The sequence below is a fragment of the Nostoc sp. genome (genome assembly GCF_036917235.1).
Taxonomy (GTDB): Bacteria; Cyanobacteriota; Cyanobacteriia; order Cyanobacteriales; family Nostocaceae; genus Nostoc.
Genome location: NZ_JBALDU010000090.1, coordinates 180,115 through 195,637, shown reverse-complemented (window position 1 = coordinate 195,637; position 15,523 = coordinate 180,115). Strand labels below are relative to the sequence as shown.

Genomic DNA, 15,523 nt, shown 5'->3' with positions numbered 1-15,523 from the left:
TCTCAACACCATTGTGTTCAGTTTAACCATTGAGTTTTACCCACTTGACAAAACTCTAATTTTCTTAACTTGACACCAATGGCATCTTGCCCGCCCTAAATCTGGGACGGGTGGGGCAAAAAACTAGACAAGTGCCAGTACACCCAACTTGTGGGCATCTTGCCCGCCCTAAATCTGGGACGGGTGGGGACACCCATCCCACAAGAAAATTTGGGATATTTTTTTAACTAGAAGTCCCTTAAAGTTACGCCGGATAAATGCGTAATCTTCTATTTGGTTCTTCGCCAAAACTATGCGACTTGAGGCGATAATGTTCTACCAACTCATGTTGCATTTTGCGGACTTGGGGAGAACGCGGCAATAATTCGACTGGCTGTCCTTTCGGAATCACAATTTGCTCAACAGCAAGTCTAGCTTCTTCCAAGGCATCCATCTCATCATCGCTACCATTGTGCAAAAACAATTGTAGTTCTCTATCGTCGGCCATCTCTGGATCGTCAATATTCAGCAACCGCCGCAAACCACGGGTAATTTGGGGAATGGTGCTGGACTTAATCACGTGGATGGGTACATGACGAGCTTTGGCCATCTGGCGTAATTTGGCGTGGTTTTTGACGTGCGATCGCAGTGCTAAAATTGCATCAGCACTATCTATATCTTTTGTCAATACTACGGGCAAAGTTAGCACGCTAATCACCTGTTCCAGTTGGTGACGGCTAACCCCATAAGGGTAAACGTGCAATGGCAAATCTTCACCATTCGGCCCTGGCACTCTTGTAGCAGCATCAAAATCAATGCTCTCAGAATAATTGAAAGATTCATCCAGTAAACGGTCAAACTCGCTGCGCCCAGTTACCCGCTCTACAGGCAATTGGGGTAGTGCAACCATTTGTCCAGATGAACGCCAGCCATTAGACGGTCGTGCCGGCGGGAAAGAATCTTCCACTGTTCCTAGCTGTCCACCTCGACCATTGACAACTGCTAACTGGCGTGTAACACCAATTTTGCCCTGGTCATCAACGGTTCTCGTTTGTGGAGTAGGTTGACGCCCCCGCAGCAGATTATCTACGGTGTCAGCAACACTTTCGTGTACTGTCCAGCGTTGGCGTTCTAACATTTCCACAGCAATTTCAAAGGTAGGTGGGGCTTTCCGCTCCAAAACGGTCTTTTGAGAGCCTCGCCGTCTAGCTTCATCGTCTCCCAGCGTCACAGCTTGAATACCCCCAACTAAATCAGCCAGAGTGGGGTTTTTAATCAGGTTTTCGATCTGATTACCGTGGGCAGTACCTACTAACTGTACGCCCCGTTCTGCAATGGTACGAGCCGCTAAAGCTTCCAGTTCCGTGCCAATTTCATCAATAACAATGACTTCTGGCATGTGGTTTTCCACTGCCTCAATCATCACCTGATGCTGTTCGTTTGGATGAGCCACTTGCATCCGCCGAGCGCGACCAATGGCGGGGTGAGCAACATCACCATCCCCAGCGATTTCGTTGGAGGTGTCAATAATCACCACTCGCTTATGCAGATCGTCCGCTAAAACACGGGCTATTTCTCGTAAGGCGGTAGTTTTGCCCACGCCTGGACGCCCCAGCATGAGAATCGATTTACCAGTTTCTACCAAGTCGCGGATCATGCCAATGGTTCCGAATACCGCCCGACCAACGCGACAGGTCAAGCCAATAATCTTACCAGTGCGGTTGCGAATGGCGCTGATCCGATGCAAAGTTTGCTCAATTCCTGCCCGATTATCTCCGCCAAAGATTCCGACTCGTTGAATGCAATCATCTATCTGTTCTTGAGTAACAGGTACTTCGCTCAAATACTCAGCTTGATTAGGAAAGCGAGCCTCTGGGCGACGACCCAAATCCAAAACCACTTCTACTAAACTATCTCGTTTGGGATGACTCTCTAGTGCTTGTTGCAGGTCTTGGGGCAAAATGTCTAATAACTTTTGGAGATCGTCTGTAATCGTCATGCTTTCTATGGTGACGTTTTTAGAGATAGCGAGGACATTTGCGTGCAGGAGTACCCATTCTGGGAATTTTCCGAACGAGCAATTAACGCTCCTGCTGTGACTTGATCTGGGAAACGAGAGAATGGGCAAGTTCTACAGCTTGCCAAAGTAATATTTCATCTTCTTCTAGGCGAACAGTCGCCTTCATAATGGTGTTACTTACCTCCTTATTCTCTAACTGTTCGAGAATTGGTGACAGCAGTACGCGGGCGTAGCTACCGTAGGCGACACCAGAAATTTTGGATTTTGGATTTTGCGAAAAGTTGTCAGGAGGGTTTCCCTCCGTAACAAACTTTTCAAGACGGATTTTAGATTGTGGATTGGCTTCTTCTAATCTAAAATCTAAAATCGGCAATCTAAAATCGTTGAGTAGTTCCATTGCCTTTAACTTAGCAACGGTATACTTATTTGTGCCGCCTGCTAACTGCACATATCCTGGTAACTTAGCAGCCAAAACTTTTTGTCCTAATTTCACCGCAGCTATTGTGGTGCCATCGCCAATATCACCACTCATCGGACGACCATCGGTTTGCCAAATTAAAGCACCCTTGAGTGGGGCAATCCTGTCATACAGCGCTCTCAAGTAGTCAATCATCCCTTCGCCATCAGGACAGCTGATTGCTAGTAATTTTAGTTTATCGGCCCACGGTGAAATTGCTTGCCATAATCGCTCAAATTCTGCTAACCGCCCGACTTGTGTATGGATTTCTACGGCATCTACTCCCGTTGACATTACCAATGGCGCGATCGCTCCCGGCGTTGTCACGTATGAAGCTGTATAAATTATACCATAAGGGCAAACTGGTATGCAACGACCGCAGCCATAACACTTTTCGGATACTACTCCTGAAAAGTCTTTTTTGATACTGTCAAACACGATCGCTTGTGCTGGACAAATCCGTTCACAGGGTTTAGGGCAGTCTGTAGGACACTCATGAGGATTAAATTCTGCTTTGCGAAAATGGGGGTCTTCTCCATCGTTTAGGCTGACCATCAAAAAGGGTAAATTGCCTTTGTAGTCAAAGCCTCGCTTTTGGGCATCCTTAGCCAGAGATTTGGCTGCTTGTAGCCCTGATTGCGCTGCTGCAATTACTGCTGGATCAGCTGCAACATCTATGCAGTCAGCGCCCGCCAAAGTATAGGCTAACGTTAAACTTCTGACTGCCGGCAAATGCTGGAAGCTGGCTCCGCAGATCAGCTTGAACCAGTCACCTTGTTTGAGAGATTGTAAAGGTACGAACAGATCAGTCACTATTCTATTATGCGTTTATGCGACTAAAAATAGTAGTCTGCGATCGAGAAAAAGTCCGAATTTGCTGATTTAGGGTTTATCGAATTGGGGATTGGGCACAAGAGGCAGAGGTGCGGAGGGGAAAGCACTTACTGCTACTTCTCCTCTGCTCCCCTGCTCCCCTGCCCCTCTGCTCCCCCATCTCCCCACTCCCGCAGCTGTCTTTAGGAGGCCGACATACATGATAACTGTATTTTTTGTAGAAGACTCTGCTGAAGATAGAGCTTTGTATCGACGCTTCCTAGAGCGGGACGATCGCTACACTTATGATATTTACGAATTTGAGTCTGGAAGTAAGGCCCTACAAGCTTGTCAAGCAAAAATACCAGATGTGATTTTGTTGGACTATCGATTACCAGATTTAGACGGGCTGGAATTTCTCACTCAGCTACAGAGGCAAACTTCTAACAGCCAAATTCCAGTAATTATACTGACTGGACAGGGAGACGAAACGATCGCAGTCCAAGCGATCAAGAGTGGGGCGCAAGATTATCTAGTCAAGGGAAAACTGACCTCTGACAATTTACGTCGAGCGGTTCATGGGGCGATCGAGCAGATGCAGCTAATGCGGCAGCTAAAACAACAACAGTTAGTAGGAGCGATCGCTCTTAATATTCGCCAATCGTTGAGGCTTCAAGATATCCTTGCCACGAGTGTTCAAGAAGTCCGCCAGTTCCTGGACGCTTTCCAATTCATAGGACTGCTAACGCCAGCTGGCATTTTACTGGAGGCGAACCACACGGCGCTAAATTTTGCCGGACTGAAGCTAGAAGATGTAATTAATCGCTCTTTTTGGGAAGTACACTGGTGGACAATTTCACCGCAAATTCAAGCAGAATTAAAACAAGCGATCGCTCGTGCAGCCCAAGGGGAGTTTATCCGCTATGAAGTTGATGTTCTCGGTGCAAATAACCGCGTAGCAACAATCGATTTTTCACTCCGTCCGCTTTTAGACGAGACAGGTCAAGTTGTTTTGTTGATTCCAGAAGGGCGAGATATTACCGAACTCAAACAGGCTAAAGAAAAACTCCAACAAAGTGAAGCACTGCTAGCTACTACTCAACAAATCGCCCATGTAGGCAGTTGGGAATTGAATTTAGAAACGAAAAAGCGCTCCTGGTCAATGGAAACCTTTCGCATCTCTGGTCTAAATCCCACTCAAAGTGAACCCGACCAAGCGGAATTTCTCCAAATAATTCATCCAGACGATCGCGCCTTGGTCAAGGCCCAACTCGAAAAGATGATGTCTACGACGGGCTACGCCTACGCCCAAATTACCCCTTTCAATCTTGAGTATCGAATTATCCGACCTGATGGTTCGGTGCGGTACGTTGAGTCGAAAGCAGAGATAGCTTATGACGTTCAAGGGCAGCCAGTTAAGCTATTGGGAGCGGTTATAGATATTACTGAACGCAAACAAACTGAGTTAGAAATCATCCGTAGTCGTGACCTGCTAGAAGCTGTTTATAACGAATCCGCTGATGCATTTTTTTTGGTAGATGTCGAAACATTACTGATCGCTGACTGTAACGATCGAGCAGTGGAGCTATTTGCAGCCTCTAGTAAAGCTGAATTAATTAACATTAAAGGTAACACTCTGCAAAAACAACCGTTCACTTCCGATGAGATTGCCACCTTTATGGAAGAAATTCACCAGCAAGGGTTTTGCAGTCGAGAAGTTGAATATATTACTAAGCAGGGCAAATCCTTTTGGGGAAACATCGCAGCCAAACAAATTACGATCGCTGGTACTGTGATGCAACTAGTACGAATTACGGATATTACTGCACGGAAGTATAGTGAAAAAGAGCAGCAACGGGCAGAAATAGCTCTCCGAGAAAGCGAGGAACGACTACAATTAGCCCTTGAGGCTTCTGGGGATGGTTTGTGGGACTGGAATTTTTTGACTGGAGAGGTGTATTACAGCCCTCGCTATTTAGAAATGCTGGGATACCGCTTTGATGAACTCCCACAGAATTTGAGTACTTGGGAGCGATTAGTTCATCCAGAGGATTTACCTTGGGCGGAGAAAATCTTGACAGATTACCTCAAGGATAGTTCAATACCGTACAAATTTGACTATCGACTCCGCACTAAGTCGGGCGAATGTAAATGGATTGCCAACTACGGCAAGGTTGTGATGCGAGATGCAGATGGTAATCCTCTGCGAATGACTGGTACTCATCGGGATATCAGCGAACAACAAGCCGCACTACGCGAACACAAACAAGCCGAAGCAGCCTTAGCCAAAAGTGAAGAACAACTGAGACTAACGTTAGAATTTAACCACATCGGTCTTTGGGATTGGAATGTTCAAACAGGCGAAGTTATCTGGAACGACAACCATTATCGTTTGTTAGGTTTAGAGCCAGAAATATCGGCAGCCAGCTATCAATTATGGCGCGATCGCGTGCATCCAGAGGATGTTGACCGAATCGAACAGGCTGTATCAAATGCACTGGCACAACATATTAATTTTCAAGGTGAATATCGAGTGATTTTTCCCGATGGCAGGGTTCACTGGCTCACAGGGAAAGGGCGTGCTGCTTACAACGAAGCAGGCGATCCTGTACGAATGCTAGGAATAATTATTGATACTAGCGATCGCAAGCAAGCAGAAGCAGCTTTGCAAGAAAGTGAAGCCCGATTCAAGGCATTTATGAACAATAGCCCAGTGCTAGCTTGCATCACTGATACAGATGGCTGTGTACTTTACTTAAATCAAACATACCTGCGGACATTTAAATTACTACCCGAACAGGTGATTGGGCAATATATTTCTGATCTCTACCCAGATGAAATTGCTCGGCAGCATTTCGATCACATTCGCACAGTCATAGAGACAAATCAGGTAATTGAGGTGATTGAATTTGCTCCCCGACCAAACGGTTCCCTTGGTGAGTTCTTGGTATACAAATTCCCGATTCTCGGATTGTCTGCACAAAAGCTAGTGGGTAGGGTGGCGATTGATATCACAGAACGCAAGATTCTAGAGCGAGAACTAGCTCACAAGCAAAAACTATTGGATACCTTCATCAATAATGCACCTGTTGGTATAACCATTCTCGATCGGGAACTACGTTATTCATTGATTAATGAAGCATTAGCAGAAATTAATGGCATTCCCGCAGCGGCGCATTTTGGCAAGACACCGTGGGAGATTGTCCCTGACTTAGCACGAAAGCAAGAGCAAGTCTTTCGACATGTTTTGACAACGGGTGAAGCGATTCTGGATTTGGAAATCAGTGGAGAAACCCCAAAATTTCCAGGTGTAATCAGGACTTGGCTAGCTTCCTATTTTCCAATTCAGTCTGAAGCCGATCAACCTATTAGTATGGGCATTGTAGTAGTTGAAATCAGCGATCGCAAACGCGCTGAACAAATGTTAGAGTTGCAAGCAGTCATCACCCGCAACATGGCAGAAGGAATTTGCCTAGTTCGTGCTACAGATGGCGTGTTTGTTTACGCCAATCCTAAATTCGAGCAGATGTTTGGCTATGAGCCTGATGAATTAATCGGTCAGCACGTGTCGATGGTCAACTACGGCGATCGAGATCGTACACCTAAAGATGTTAGTCAGGCGATTTGTGCTGCTATTTTGGAACACGGTGAAGCAATTTATGAAGTCCACAATATTAAAAAAGATGGCACTCCATTCTGGTGTAGCGCTACCGCTTCCGTTTTTGAACATCCTGAGTATGGAAGCGTCCTTGTGGCTATCCATCAAGATATCACTGAGCAAAAGCAAGCGGAGGAAAAAATCAAAGCCTCTCTGAAAGAAAAAGAGGTATTACTCAAAGAAATTCATCATCGTGTTAAGAACAATTTAGGAATTGTCAACAGTTTGCTGCAAATGCAATGCAGAAGAACACAAGATCCTGTGGTAGCTGCAACTTTGCGCGATAGTCAAAACCGCATTGCTTCCATTGCCCTAGTTCATGAAAAACTATACCGTTCTGAAGACCTCGCTGATATTGATTTTGCTCAATACATTCCAGATTTAACAACTCATTTATTTGACTCCTATAATGTCAGTTCCAACCAGATTCAACTAAATATTCAAGTTGATAATGCTAGCCTTGACATCGAAACCGCCATCCCTTGTGGCTTAATTATCAACGAACTGGTTTCTAATGCTTTGAAATACGCCTTTGTTGGTAATATGGGAGGCAAAATTGAAGTTAAGTTTTATCAACAATCGGAATCTACTTTGACGCTCATTATTAGAGATAATGGTGTTGGCTTACCTGAAAACTTTGATAGTAAGAAAACTAAAACACTGGGACTAACCCTTGTCCAGGGTTTAGTCAAGCAGCTAAGAGGAAAACTTGAAATTGACTCTCAACAGGGAACAGAGTTCAAAATTACTTTTACAAACAGCCGGACATGAACATAATTGATATCTCATCAAACCCACAGAAAAAAGAGACAGTTCGAGTCCTTGTTGTTGAAGATGAATATATACTTGCTATCAACTTACAAGAAACTTTAGAGTCTTTAAGATATGTTGTTTTAGATATTGCCGATTCTGCCGAAGAGGCAATTGCAAAAGCAACTCAATTACGACCAAACTTGATTTTAATGGATATCAGGTTACGGGGTGAAATGGACGGTATCCAGGCAGCGGAGCAAATTTGGCATCATTTGCAAATTCCGATTATCTACGTCACCGGGCACTCTGATAAAAGTACTGTTGAGCGAGCAACGCTGACATCCCCCTTTGGATACATTCTCAAACCCATTAAGGAGCAAGAACTTTATGTTGCCATTCAAACAGCATTAAATCGCTACGATCGCGAGCAATTTTTGAGTTCTGTACTTCGAGGAATGGGCGATGGGGTAATTGTAGTCGATACTGAATTAAATATTAAATACATCAATCAGGTAGCTGAAGCTCTAACAGGGTGGCAATGGAATGAAGCTAAAGGCAAGACGTTAACTGAAGTTATCAAAATCATTGATGAACAAACTCAGCTACCGATAGAAAATCCAATTATTGCAGCCCTCCAACAAGAAACTACTATATATTTAGGAAGTGGTATTCTACTAGTTGCTAGAAACGGGACAACTATACCAATAGCTGATAGCGCTACTCCCCTGAGAAATAATAATGGTGTAATTACGGGAGCCGTTTTTGTTTTCCGGGATGACACGCAACGACGGTTAACCGAAGAACGTAATCTCGCAACTGAACGCGCCCAACAACTACAAATTCGTGTGGCAGAACTGCAACGCCTGAACCAGTTAAAAGAGGATTTTCTGGCAACCACTTCTCATGAAATGCGAACGCCCTTGTCAAACATCAAAATGGCAATATCTGTGCTAGAAAATATTCTCGATCGGCAGGGTATCTTAAATTCAAACACACTTTCTCCATCTGAATCTGTAGCCCGCTATTTACGTATTGTGCGCGAACAGTGCGAACAAGAACTGGATTTGGTAGACAATTTACTGCATCTACGAATGATTGATGCAGATATCTATCCGTTAGAATTAACTTCAATTCAACTCCAAAACTGGCTGCCTCACGTTGCCGAGTATTTTCAAGAACGCGCTCAAGCTAGAGAACAATCTTTTGAAATTAGTGTTTCTCCAAATTTACCACCTTTAGTTTCAGACTTGGCTAGCCTGACTGAAATTGTCTCAGAGTTACTCAACAATGCTTGTAAATACACTCCGCCTGATGGACAGATTGTGTTAAAAGTTCAGCTAATTTATATCACAAAAAATCTGATAGATGAGAATGCTAAATCTGGTGTATTACATAATTTTCAAGTTCCTTATTTTCAAATCACAATTAGCAATTCTGGGGTGATAATTCCAAAAAAAGAACAATCTCGAATTTTTGAGCCGTTTTACCGGATTCCTGAAAGCGATGCCTACGGCAACCCGAAACGGGAACGCTGGCAACAGAGCGGCACAGGATTAGGTTTAACATTGGTTAAGAAGTTAGTAGAATATCTCCAAGGCACAGTTGAAGTTACCAGTTCTCAGGGCTGGACAACGTTTAGAGTTCAACTGCCTTTGAGTTTGTAATGACCTTTGTCATTTGGCGTTGGTTATTAATTCTTTTCATCCTGTCTCCCTCACTCACCGAAAGAGTTCAAACTACGTCAAAATCTAAATAAACGCGATCGCATCTTACCGACAATGCAGATTACCCAAAGTCTCCATACAGCGATTCTTGTGACTGACTTAGAACGCTCGGAACATTTTTATGGCAAAGTATTGGGATTATCCAAAATAGATCGCTCCCTAAACTACCCTGGTGCATGGTATCAAGTCGGTGACTATCAAATTCACCTGATAGTTGCAACCACTGTCCCCACGGAAAACCCAAACGAAAAATGGGGACGTAATCCCCATGTCGCCTTCACAGTAGCTAACTTAGACGCCGCCAAACAAGAATTCCTCAATCAGAATTATCCCATTCAAGCTAGCGCCTCTGGTCGCGCTGCGCTGTTCACTCAAGACCCAGATGGGAATGTTATCGAGTTGAGTCAGCAGTGAGGGGAGAAGGGGAGCAGGGGAGCAGGGGAGAATTAATAGTAGTAAGTCTTTCTTCTCTGCCCCTCTGCCCAATGCCCAATGCCCCACTTCTATTCTGGTAATTTATATTGTCCAACAATACGCTTGGCAAACTCTGGAACGTGCGCTTCCAATTTCTCTGGATGATTGCGCTTTACGTACAAATAATTCCGAGTAAAGTGAGAATCAATGGAAAATCGCGCATATTCTAGACCCTTGGGGCCGATTTTTTCGATTACCACACCCATCAGTTTTGCTGCCCACATCGGCAGAGTAACGCCTTTATCGTAAGCGGGAATACTTTGTTGTACGGCTTCTTTCCGGTTGCCTTTAGACGTTACTGGTTGGGTATCTAACTGGTCTTTCACTAAATCCAGCATTTCCTTACCAGTGTCATTTCTAACTACAATCCATTGCCAACCGAAGGGTGCGCCCATGTAACCAACAACTAAGTCGGCTAGGGAGTTGACGTAATCAAAGCAACTCATACAGGATGGGGCAAAGACATCTTTGAGTTTGTTAGTCTTCAAGCCAAAGAAAGGCACTGTTTCTGATGATCCATCTTCATGTTTGAAGTGAACCTGAAAGTCTTGCATAAATTCGTAATGCACAACTGTGTCAGGCGATCGGCTCGTGGTTTCTAAGAATTTTTGCAATCCGGCGCGGTTAACGTTGTCTACGCAGGGCGTACCCAAAACATACAGCTTTTCTAAACCAAGTTGTTTTTCTACGGCTCGTAATGCCTGGATTTGGCAACCAACACCAATTACCAACAGCCGCTTCATTCCCGATTTTTCCACCTGTTCTAATATGGAAAGGTTCGGAGAAAGTGTTGGTTTATTAACCCGTGCTGCTAGTATTTCTTCTGGAGTCCGGGCGATGACTGGCATGGGTTGAAAGCGGTCTTCTTTAGTGTTTTGCACGCAGACGACACCTTCAACTAAGCCGCGATTCAGCATTTCAATGGCAATGCTGCTCACAATACCCGTCCATTGTGCGCCTTCAATGGGTTGTTGTTTCTTCGCAGCTATCATGTCTTGATGAACGCCAAAGTAGAGTTCATCAGGGTTTTCGAGATGGCGCGATCGCGTGTGTGTTTCTTCTTCAAGTTCGCCTATTTGCTGATTAATAAAAGCGCAGGCTTCCTTGACATAGTGAATATAGTATGTATCGCATAGCCCACACTCGCTACAGAGTTCCTTCGCAGGGCGGCGGCTGGTAGGTTTTAAGGCTCTGGCTTTTTTGTGAGGAGAAACTGAGGTCATATAAACTTTTTGTTTTATCCAGGAATCGCTTTTATTACAATACCTTCACTCGCTATGAACTTGACGATAGAGGATGAACAAGACATTAGACATCTTGCACAAATGCAAAATTTGCCCTCATCCCCCAACCCCTTCTCCCAAAAATTGGGAGAAGGGGAGCGAACTTTAAAGTCCCTCTCCCAAGCTTGGGAGAGGGATTTAGGGTGAGGGCAAGGGATTCATCCAAGAAGTCTAATATTTTGAAAGAACTATAGAAATACAATCGCACTCAGCGATGACTAGGAGAAATAGAATTTGATTTTTGATACACAGATAAAAGCAGACATTCCCAAACTAGTCGCGGTTGAGCGTAAGAAAGCAAGTGTTTTCGAGATTGTTCTAGCTGGTTAATCATACTAGGTTCATGCCACTGCTGCCAGTAAAATTGCTGAAGATAATCAACTAACCACAATTGTGCTTCTGTATCTAAATCCTTATCAATTTTTTTGGCTAACTCTAAGGCGTTACGGTAAGATTTAGGCGCTTTTTTCAAATCTTCGAGTAACTCATCGGGAATAGCTTGTAATTGTTCATAAGATGCGATCGCACTTCCCGCACTACCAGCTGCTATGCTCAATACTGCCTGATTTGACAAAATTTCCTGATGCCCTGTTTGTGTGAGTACAACAGCCAAAGACTGTGCATCTAAGCCATAAAAAGGAATGCGTTGACAGCGTGATACCAAAGTCGGCAACACAGATTCAGGTGTAGGTGCAATTAAAATTAATGTCGCCTGTCCCGGTTCTTCCAAGGTTTTAAGTAAAGCATTTGCTGCGGCTTCTGCCATTGTTTGGGCTTCTTCCAGCACTACCACATTTCTCGGCGCTTCTAAAGGCGGACGACCTAAAAACTCGGTAATTTCCCGAATTTGCTCTAGTCTAATTACAGGTGGTGCTTTACGCTTTAGTCCTTTCTCGGCTGCTTCTGCTGCTGTTAATCGTTGTCCCTGATATTGGTACGTTGGTTGCACCCACAACAAAGCTGGATGGTTGCCTTGACGCAAACGGTTTTGTAAAGACGCAGTAATTCCCATCCCACCAGAAAATAGCAATTCCACAAAACACCTAGCTGCTAAACTCCTGCCTACACCATCTGGCCCCACAAATAAGTAGGCTGGAGGAACCCGGTTTTGCCTGACAGCCTGAGTAAGTAATTCTATAGCTTGCTGTTGTCCGATAACTGGTGCAAATGGATCGTTAGTCATTAGCCTTTGGTGGCAGTTGGTTGATGAGTGCCCAAGTGCTGAGTACGATTCTTACTTTTGTACTCAGCACTGTTTAGATTAGCAATCAAACCTTAGACGTGAGAAATCTGGATATCTCCGCGTGTGCCAACACAGCACCAGGTTCGCGCTGGAGAGCGTTGTAATACTTTCTCTCGAAGGTATTACCCGTCTCTAACGGTACAATCAGCGTGCGGACATCAGCAATCAATTTTTGGAAATCGTCCAGCAATATCGGTTCATCTGCTTGGAGCATTTCATCAACTTGCACAACCATCTCAGAAATGCGATGTAGCCAAGCAAATTGTTCGTGAGCGATGACTAGCTGAAGAAGTTCTCCACTTGATACTCGTCCACTAATCTGTTCGTAGGCAATGCGTTCTGTCTCCAGCAACATCTTGTGAAGATCGAGTAATTTGTTTCGTAAATCACGCAGATATTGATGTTGACGTATTCTTTGTGTAAGTGTGTTAGAAGTCAATGTTACTTATCCTCTCGTTACAATAGTCTTCAATGGCTTAAATAATTTCATTAGGATTGGGGGGACAGGTGATAGGGATCTGTACCCTGTAACCTTTAACCTATTCCCTTCTTCCCCATGCTCTGGTGAATGGAGTTTTTTATCTATTTGGTTTCCTTGCTAAGAAGCATTATAATAGGCATATCTTTTTATAACCGTCATATCTTATATTTGATTAATCATATATTAGCATAAAATTATAAGAAGTACACAGTGTAGAACCGAGCGAGAAAATATCAATTATGGGAAAACCATCTTCATGTCGCTAGCAAATGTAATTTTAGGTCTTCTTCAGCAGCAAGAAATGACGGGCTACGACCTCAAAACGAGCTGCTTCGATCAATGCATCGCCCATTTATGGCCAGCAGATCAGGCACAAATTTACAGAACTCTCGATAAGCTAGTTGAGCAAGGCTGGATTACCTGTAACATTGAGATTCAACACGATCGCCCCAACCGCAAAGTCTACAGTGTGACGGAGCTAGGGAAAGCCGAATTTAGCCGATGGCTAGGGATTCATCAGCCCTTACCGACTATAAGAGAACCTTTACTCGTGCAGTTGCATTTTGCAGATCAGTTGTCGAATGAAACCATCATTTACGTACTGGAGCAACAATTGGCGGCTCGAAGCAAGAAGCTGGCTGAATGTGAAACCATCGATTTGCCATCACTCGGCGATGAATCTGCCAACCGCCAGCAGGTGATGCAAAGGCTGGTGCTGGAGTTGGTAATCCGAAGAGAAGAGACTTATATTGATTGGTTGAAGACAGTGATTGATGTTGTCAGTCGCCAAGAGCCATATCCATGTACCAAGAAAGAATTCAGGAGTCAGGAGCCAGAATTCAGAATTGAATTTTGAATGAAAGAGCAGATGAATCGTGGATTATTTGTAGGTTTAGTAACTTTAGATTTGATTTACCTTGCTGACTCTGCCCCTAAGAATAATCAGAAGATTGTCGCTACTGACTATACTGTAGCGGCAGGGGGCCCGGCAACAAACGCGGCTGTAACTTTCAATTATTTAGGAAATCAGGCTACAGTCTTAAGTGTAATAGGTTCTCACCCAATGACGCAGCTAATTCGAGGTGACTTGGCAAATTACAAAGTTGCGATCGCAGACCTTGAGCCTACCACTGATTTAGTACCGCCTGTATCTTCGATTATTGTCACTCAAGCCACAGGTGAACGCGCTGTGGTTTCGATCAATGCTGTCAAAACTCAAGCTAGCAGCGCATTTATCCCGCCAGATATTTTGCAGAATGTCGATATAGTACTGATTGATGGACATCAGATGGCGGTTGGTGATTCCATCGCCCAAATGGCTAAAGCCAATAATATTCCAGTAGCGATCGATGGTGGTAGTTGGAAGCCTGGATTTGAGCAAATTCTACCGTTTGTGGATTATGCCATCTGTTCAGCTAATTTTTATCCCCCCAACTGCCAGACTGGAGAAGACGTTTTTAGCTATCTCAGTGGATTTGACATTCCTCACATCGCCATTACCCACGGGCAAAAACCAATTGAATACTTGAGTGTCACTAAAACTGGTATCGTAGATGTGCCGCAGATTCAAGCAGTTGATACGTTAGGGGCTGGAGATATTTTTCACGGTGCTTTCTGTAATTACATTTTAAGGGAAAGCTTTACTGATGCACTGGCACTGGCAGCTAATATTGCTGCTGATTCCTGTAAATTTTTTGGTACTCGGCGCTGGATGAATTTAAAGGGCTGAGTTGTCAGGTAAATAAAATTATAGAAGGCTAACTTAATGAAAGATTTACAAGAAATATTAGCGATCGCTCGTGAGGTAGGTTGGGGCGCAGCAGATATACTGCGATCGTATTACCACGGCACAGCAAAAGACCCTGACTTAGAAATTCAATATAAGCAGAATGAGCCTGTCACTGTTGCCGATATAGCTGTCAGCCAATACATTTTACAGAGGCTACAAGCAACTTTGGGTAACGAAGATTTTGCTTACATCAGTGAAGAAACATATCAAGCGCCAAGTAGTGCTAGACAGGCTTCTGCCCCTTGGGTATGGATAATTGACCCTTTGGATGGCACACGAGACTTTATCGAAAAAACTGGAGACTATGCAGTTCACATTGCTTTAGTCAAGGAAACACGCCCAGTGTTGGCAGTGGTGGCAGTACCAGAGGCTCAAAAGTTATATTACGCTACCAAAGGCGGGGGTACGTTTGTAGAAACCCGTGATGGTTCTGTTCCTTTACAAGTGTCGTCAGGTAAACGAATTGAGGATTTAACCTTAGTCGTTAGTCGCTCTCACCGCAACCAACGGTTAGATCATCTGCTACAAAACTTACCCTGTCAAAATCAGAAATCTGTGGGTAGTGTAGGCTGCAAAATCGCCACCATTGTCGAGCAACAGGCAGATATCTACATTTCCCTTTCCGGGAAGTCTGCGCCCAAAGACTGGGATATAGCCGCTCCAGAATTGATTTTAACAGAAGCTGGTGGTAAATTTACTCACTTCGACGGCACTCCGTTGCAGTATAACACTGGTGATATCAATCAATGGGGAGGTTTGCTAGCTAGTAATGGTGAATATCACGAAGTACTATGTAACAAAGCAGAAGCTATCTTAGCGCAGTTTGACCATAAGTAATGTAATTAAGGA

At 44.2% G+C, this 15,523-nt stretch carries 11 protein-coding genes; 6 read left to right on the top strand and 5 right to left on the bottom strand.

Annotated features, from left to right (window positions below):
• Nucleotides 1–244: 244 nt before the first annotated feature.
• Together V7K44_RS25590 and ldpA are read right to left on the bottom strand one after the other, a co-directional pair.
• Entirely contained in the window at nt 245–1,978 is a 1,734-nt protein-coding gene (locus V7K44_RS25590) for a R3H domain-containing nucleic acid-binding protein (RefSeq protein WP_334935644.1), read from the bottom strand.
• Nucleotides 1,979–2,060: 82 nt separating this feature from the next.
• Nucleotides 2,061–3,269, bottom strand: coding sequence for a circadian clock protein LdpA (ldpA, locus tag V7K44_RS25585; RefSeq protein WP_334935642.1), 1,209 nt, complete (start codon nt 3,267–3,269; stop codon nt 2,061–2,063).
• Nucleotides 3,270–3,489: 220 nt separating this feature from the next.
• Between ldpA and V7K44_RS25580 the strand changes: the two genes are divergently transcribed.
• The 3 genes from V7K44_RS25580 to V7K44_RS25570 all read left to right on the top strand — a co-directional run bounded on the left by V7K44_RS25580 (nt 3,490) and on the right by V7K44_RS25570 (nt 9,818).
• Nucleotides 3,490–7,698 carry a PAS domain S-box protein gene (locus tag V7K44_RS25580; protein WP_334935640.1) on the top strand — a complete coding sequence of 1,403 codons (4,209 nt, stop codon included), beginning with the start codon at nt 3,490–3,492 and terminating at the stop codon, nt 7,696–7,698.
• Nucleotides 7,695–9,344 (top strand): hybrid sensor histidine kinase/response regulator, encoded by a 1,650-nt coding sequence (locus V7K44_RS25575; RefSeq protein WP_334935638.1) that lies wholly within the window; start codon nt 7,695–7,697, stop codon nt 9,342–9,344. Before V7K44_RS25580 ends, V7K44_RS25575 begins: the two co-directional genes overlap by 4 nt.
• 114 nt (nt 9,345–9,458) lie before the next feature.
• Complete coding sequence (locus V7K44_RS25570; protein WP_334935636.1) at nt 9,459–9,818, top strand: VOC family protein; 360 nt, start codon at nt 9,459–9,461, stop codon at nt 9,816–9,818.
• An 89-nt stretch (nt 9,819–9,907) separates the two neighbouring features.
• Here the strand turns inward: V7K44_RS25570 and V7K44_RS25565 are convergent, their stop codons facing one another.
• The 3 genes from V7K44_RS25565 to V7K44_RS25555 form a co-directional block, all read right to left on the bottom strand.
• The gene (locus V7K44_RS25565; protein ID WP_334935634.1) at nt 9,908–11,101 is read right to left on the bottom strand and encodes a Coenzyme F420 hydrogenase/dehydrogenase, beta subunit C-terminal domain; all 1,194 of its coding nucleotides are present in this window, start codon (nt 11,099–11,101) and stop codon (nt 9,908–9,910) included.
• Nucleotides 11,102–11,369: 268 nt separating this feature from the next.
• Nucleotides 11,370–12,344: a DNA polymerase III subunit delta' gene (locus tag V7K44_RS25560; protein WP_334935632.1), complete on the bottom strand. Its 975-nt coding sequence runs from the start codon at nt 12,342–12,344 to the stop codon at nt 11,370–11,372.
• A gap of 85 nt (nt 12,345–12,429) precedes the next feature.
• On the bottom strand, nt 12,430–12,843 hold the full coding sequence (locus V7K44_RS25555; protein ID WP_190240786.1) for a hypothetical protein: 414 nt from the start codon (nt 12,841–12,843) through the stop codon (nt 12,430–12,432).
• 298 nt (nt 12,844–13,141) lie between these two features.
• Here V7K44_RS25555 and V7K44_RS25550 point away from each other — a divergent pair, with 298 nt between their 5' ends.
• From V7K44_RS25550 to V7K44_RS25540, 3 genes are read left to right on the top strand one after another with little or no spacing between them, the layout of a single operon-like run.
• The gene (locus V7K44_RS25550) at nt 13,142–13,741 is read left to right on the top strand and encodes a PadR family transcriptional regulator (protein ID WP_334935629.1); all 600 of its coding nucleotides are present in this window, start codon (nt 13,142–13,144) and stop codon (nt 13,739–13,741) included.
• Nucleotides 13,742–14,614, top strand: coding sequence for a sugar kinase (locus tag V7K44_RS25545; protein WP_334935627.1), 873 nt, complete (start codon nt 13,742–13,744; stop codon nt 14,612–14,614).
• A 36-nt stretch (nt 14,615–14,650) separates the two neighbouring features.
• The gene (locus V7K44_RS25540) at nt 14,651–15,511 is read left to right on the top strand and encodes a 3'(2'),5'-bisphosphate nucleotidase CysQ family protein (protein ID WP_334935625.1); all 861 of its coding nucleotides are present in this window, start codon (nt 14,651–14,653) and stop codon (nt 15,509–15,511) included.
• Nucleotides 15,512–15,523 lie beyond the last annotated feature (12 nt).

What these genes read in the sequence shown, in the direction of transcription:
- V7K44_RS25550 (WP_334935629.1), top strand. Translation starts at nt 13,142, where the DNA reads ATGTCGCTAGCAAATGTAATTTTAGGTCTTCTTCAGCAGCAAGAAATG.
- V7K44_RS25565 (WP_334935634.1), bottom strand. Translation starts at nt 11,101, where the DNA reads ATGACCTCAGTTTCTCCTCACAAAAAAGCCAGAGCCTTAAAACCTACC.
- V7K44_RS25580 (WP_334935640.1), top strand. Translation starts at nt 3,490, where the DNA reads ATGATAACTGTATTTTTTGTAGAAGACTCTGCTGAAGATAGAGCTTTG.
- V7K44_RS25560 (WP_334935632.1), bottom strand. Translation starts at nt 12,344, where the DNA reads ATGACTAACGATCCATTTGCACCAGTTATCGGACAACAGCAAGCTATA.
- V7K44_RS25575 (WP_334935638.1), top strand. Translation starts at nt 7,695, where the DNA reads ATGAACATAATTGATATCTCATCAAACCCACAGAAAAAAGAGACAGTT.
- V7K44_RS25540 (WP_334935625.1), top strand. Translation starts at nt 14,651, where the DNA reads ATGAAAGATTTACAAGAAATATTAGCGATCGCTCGTGAGGTAGGTTGG.
- V7K44_RS25570 (WP_334935636.1), top strand. Translation starts at nt 9,459, where the DNA reads ATGCAGATTACCCAAAGTCTCCATACAGCGATTCTTGTGACTGACTTA.
- V7K44_RS25590 (WP_334935644.1), bottom strand. Translation starts at nt 1,978, where the DNA reads ATGACGATTACAGACGATCTCCAAAAGTTATTAGACATTTTGCCCCAA.
- V7K44_RS25545 (WP_334935627.1), top strand. Translation starts at nt 13,742, where the DNA reads ATGAAAGAGCAGATGAATCGTGGATTATTTGTAGGTTTAGTAACTTTA.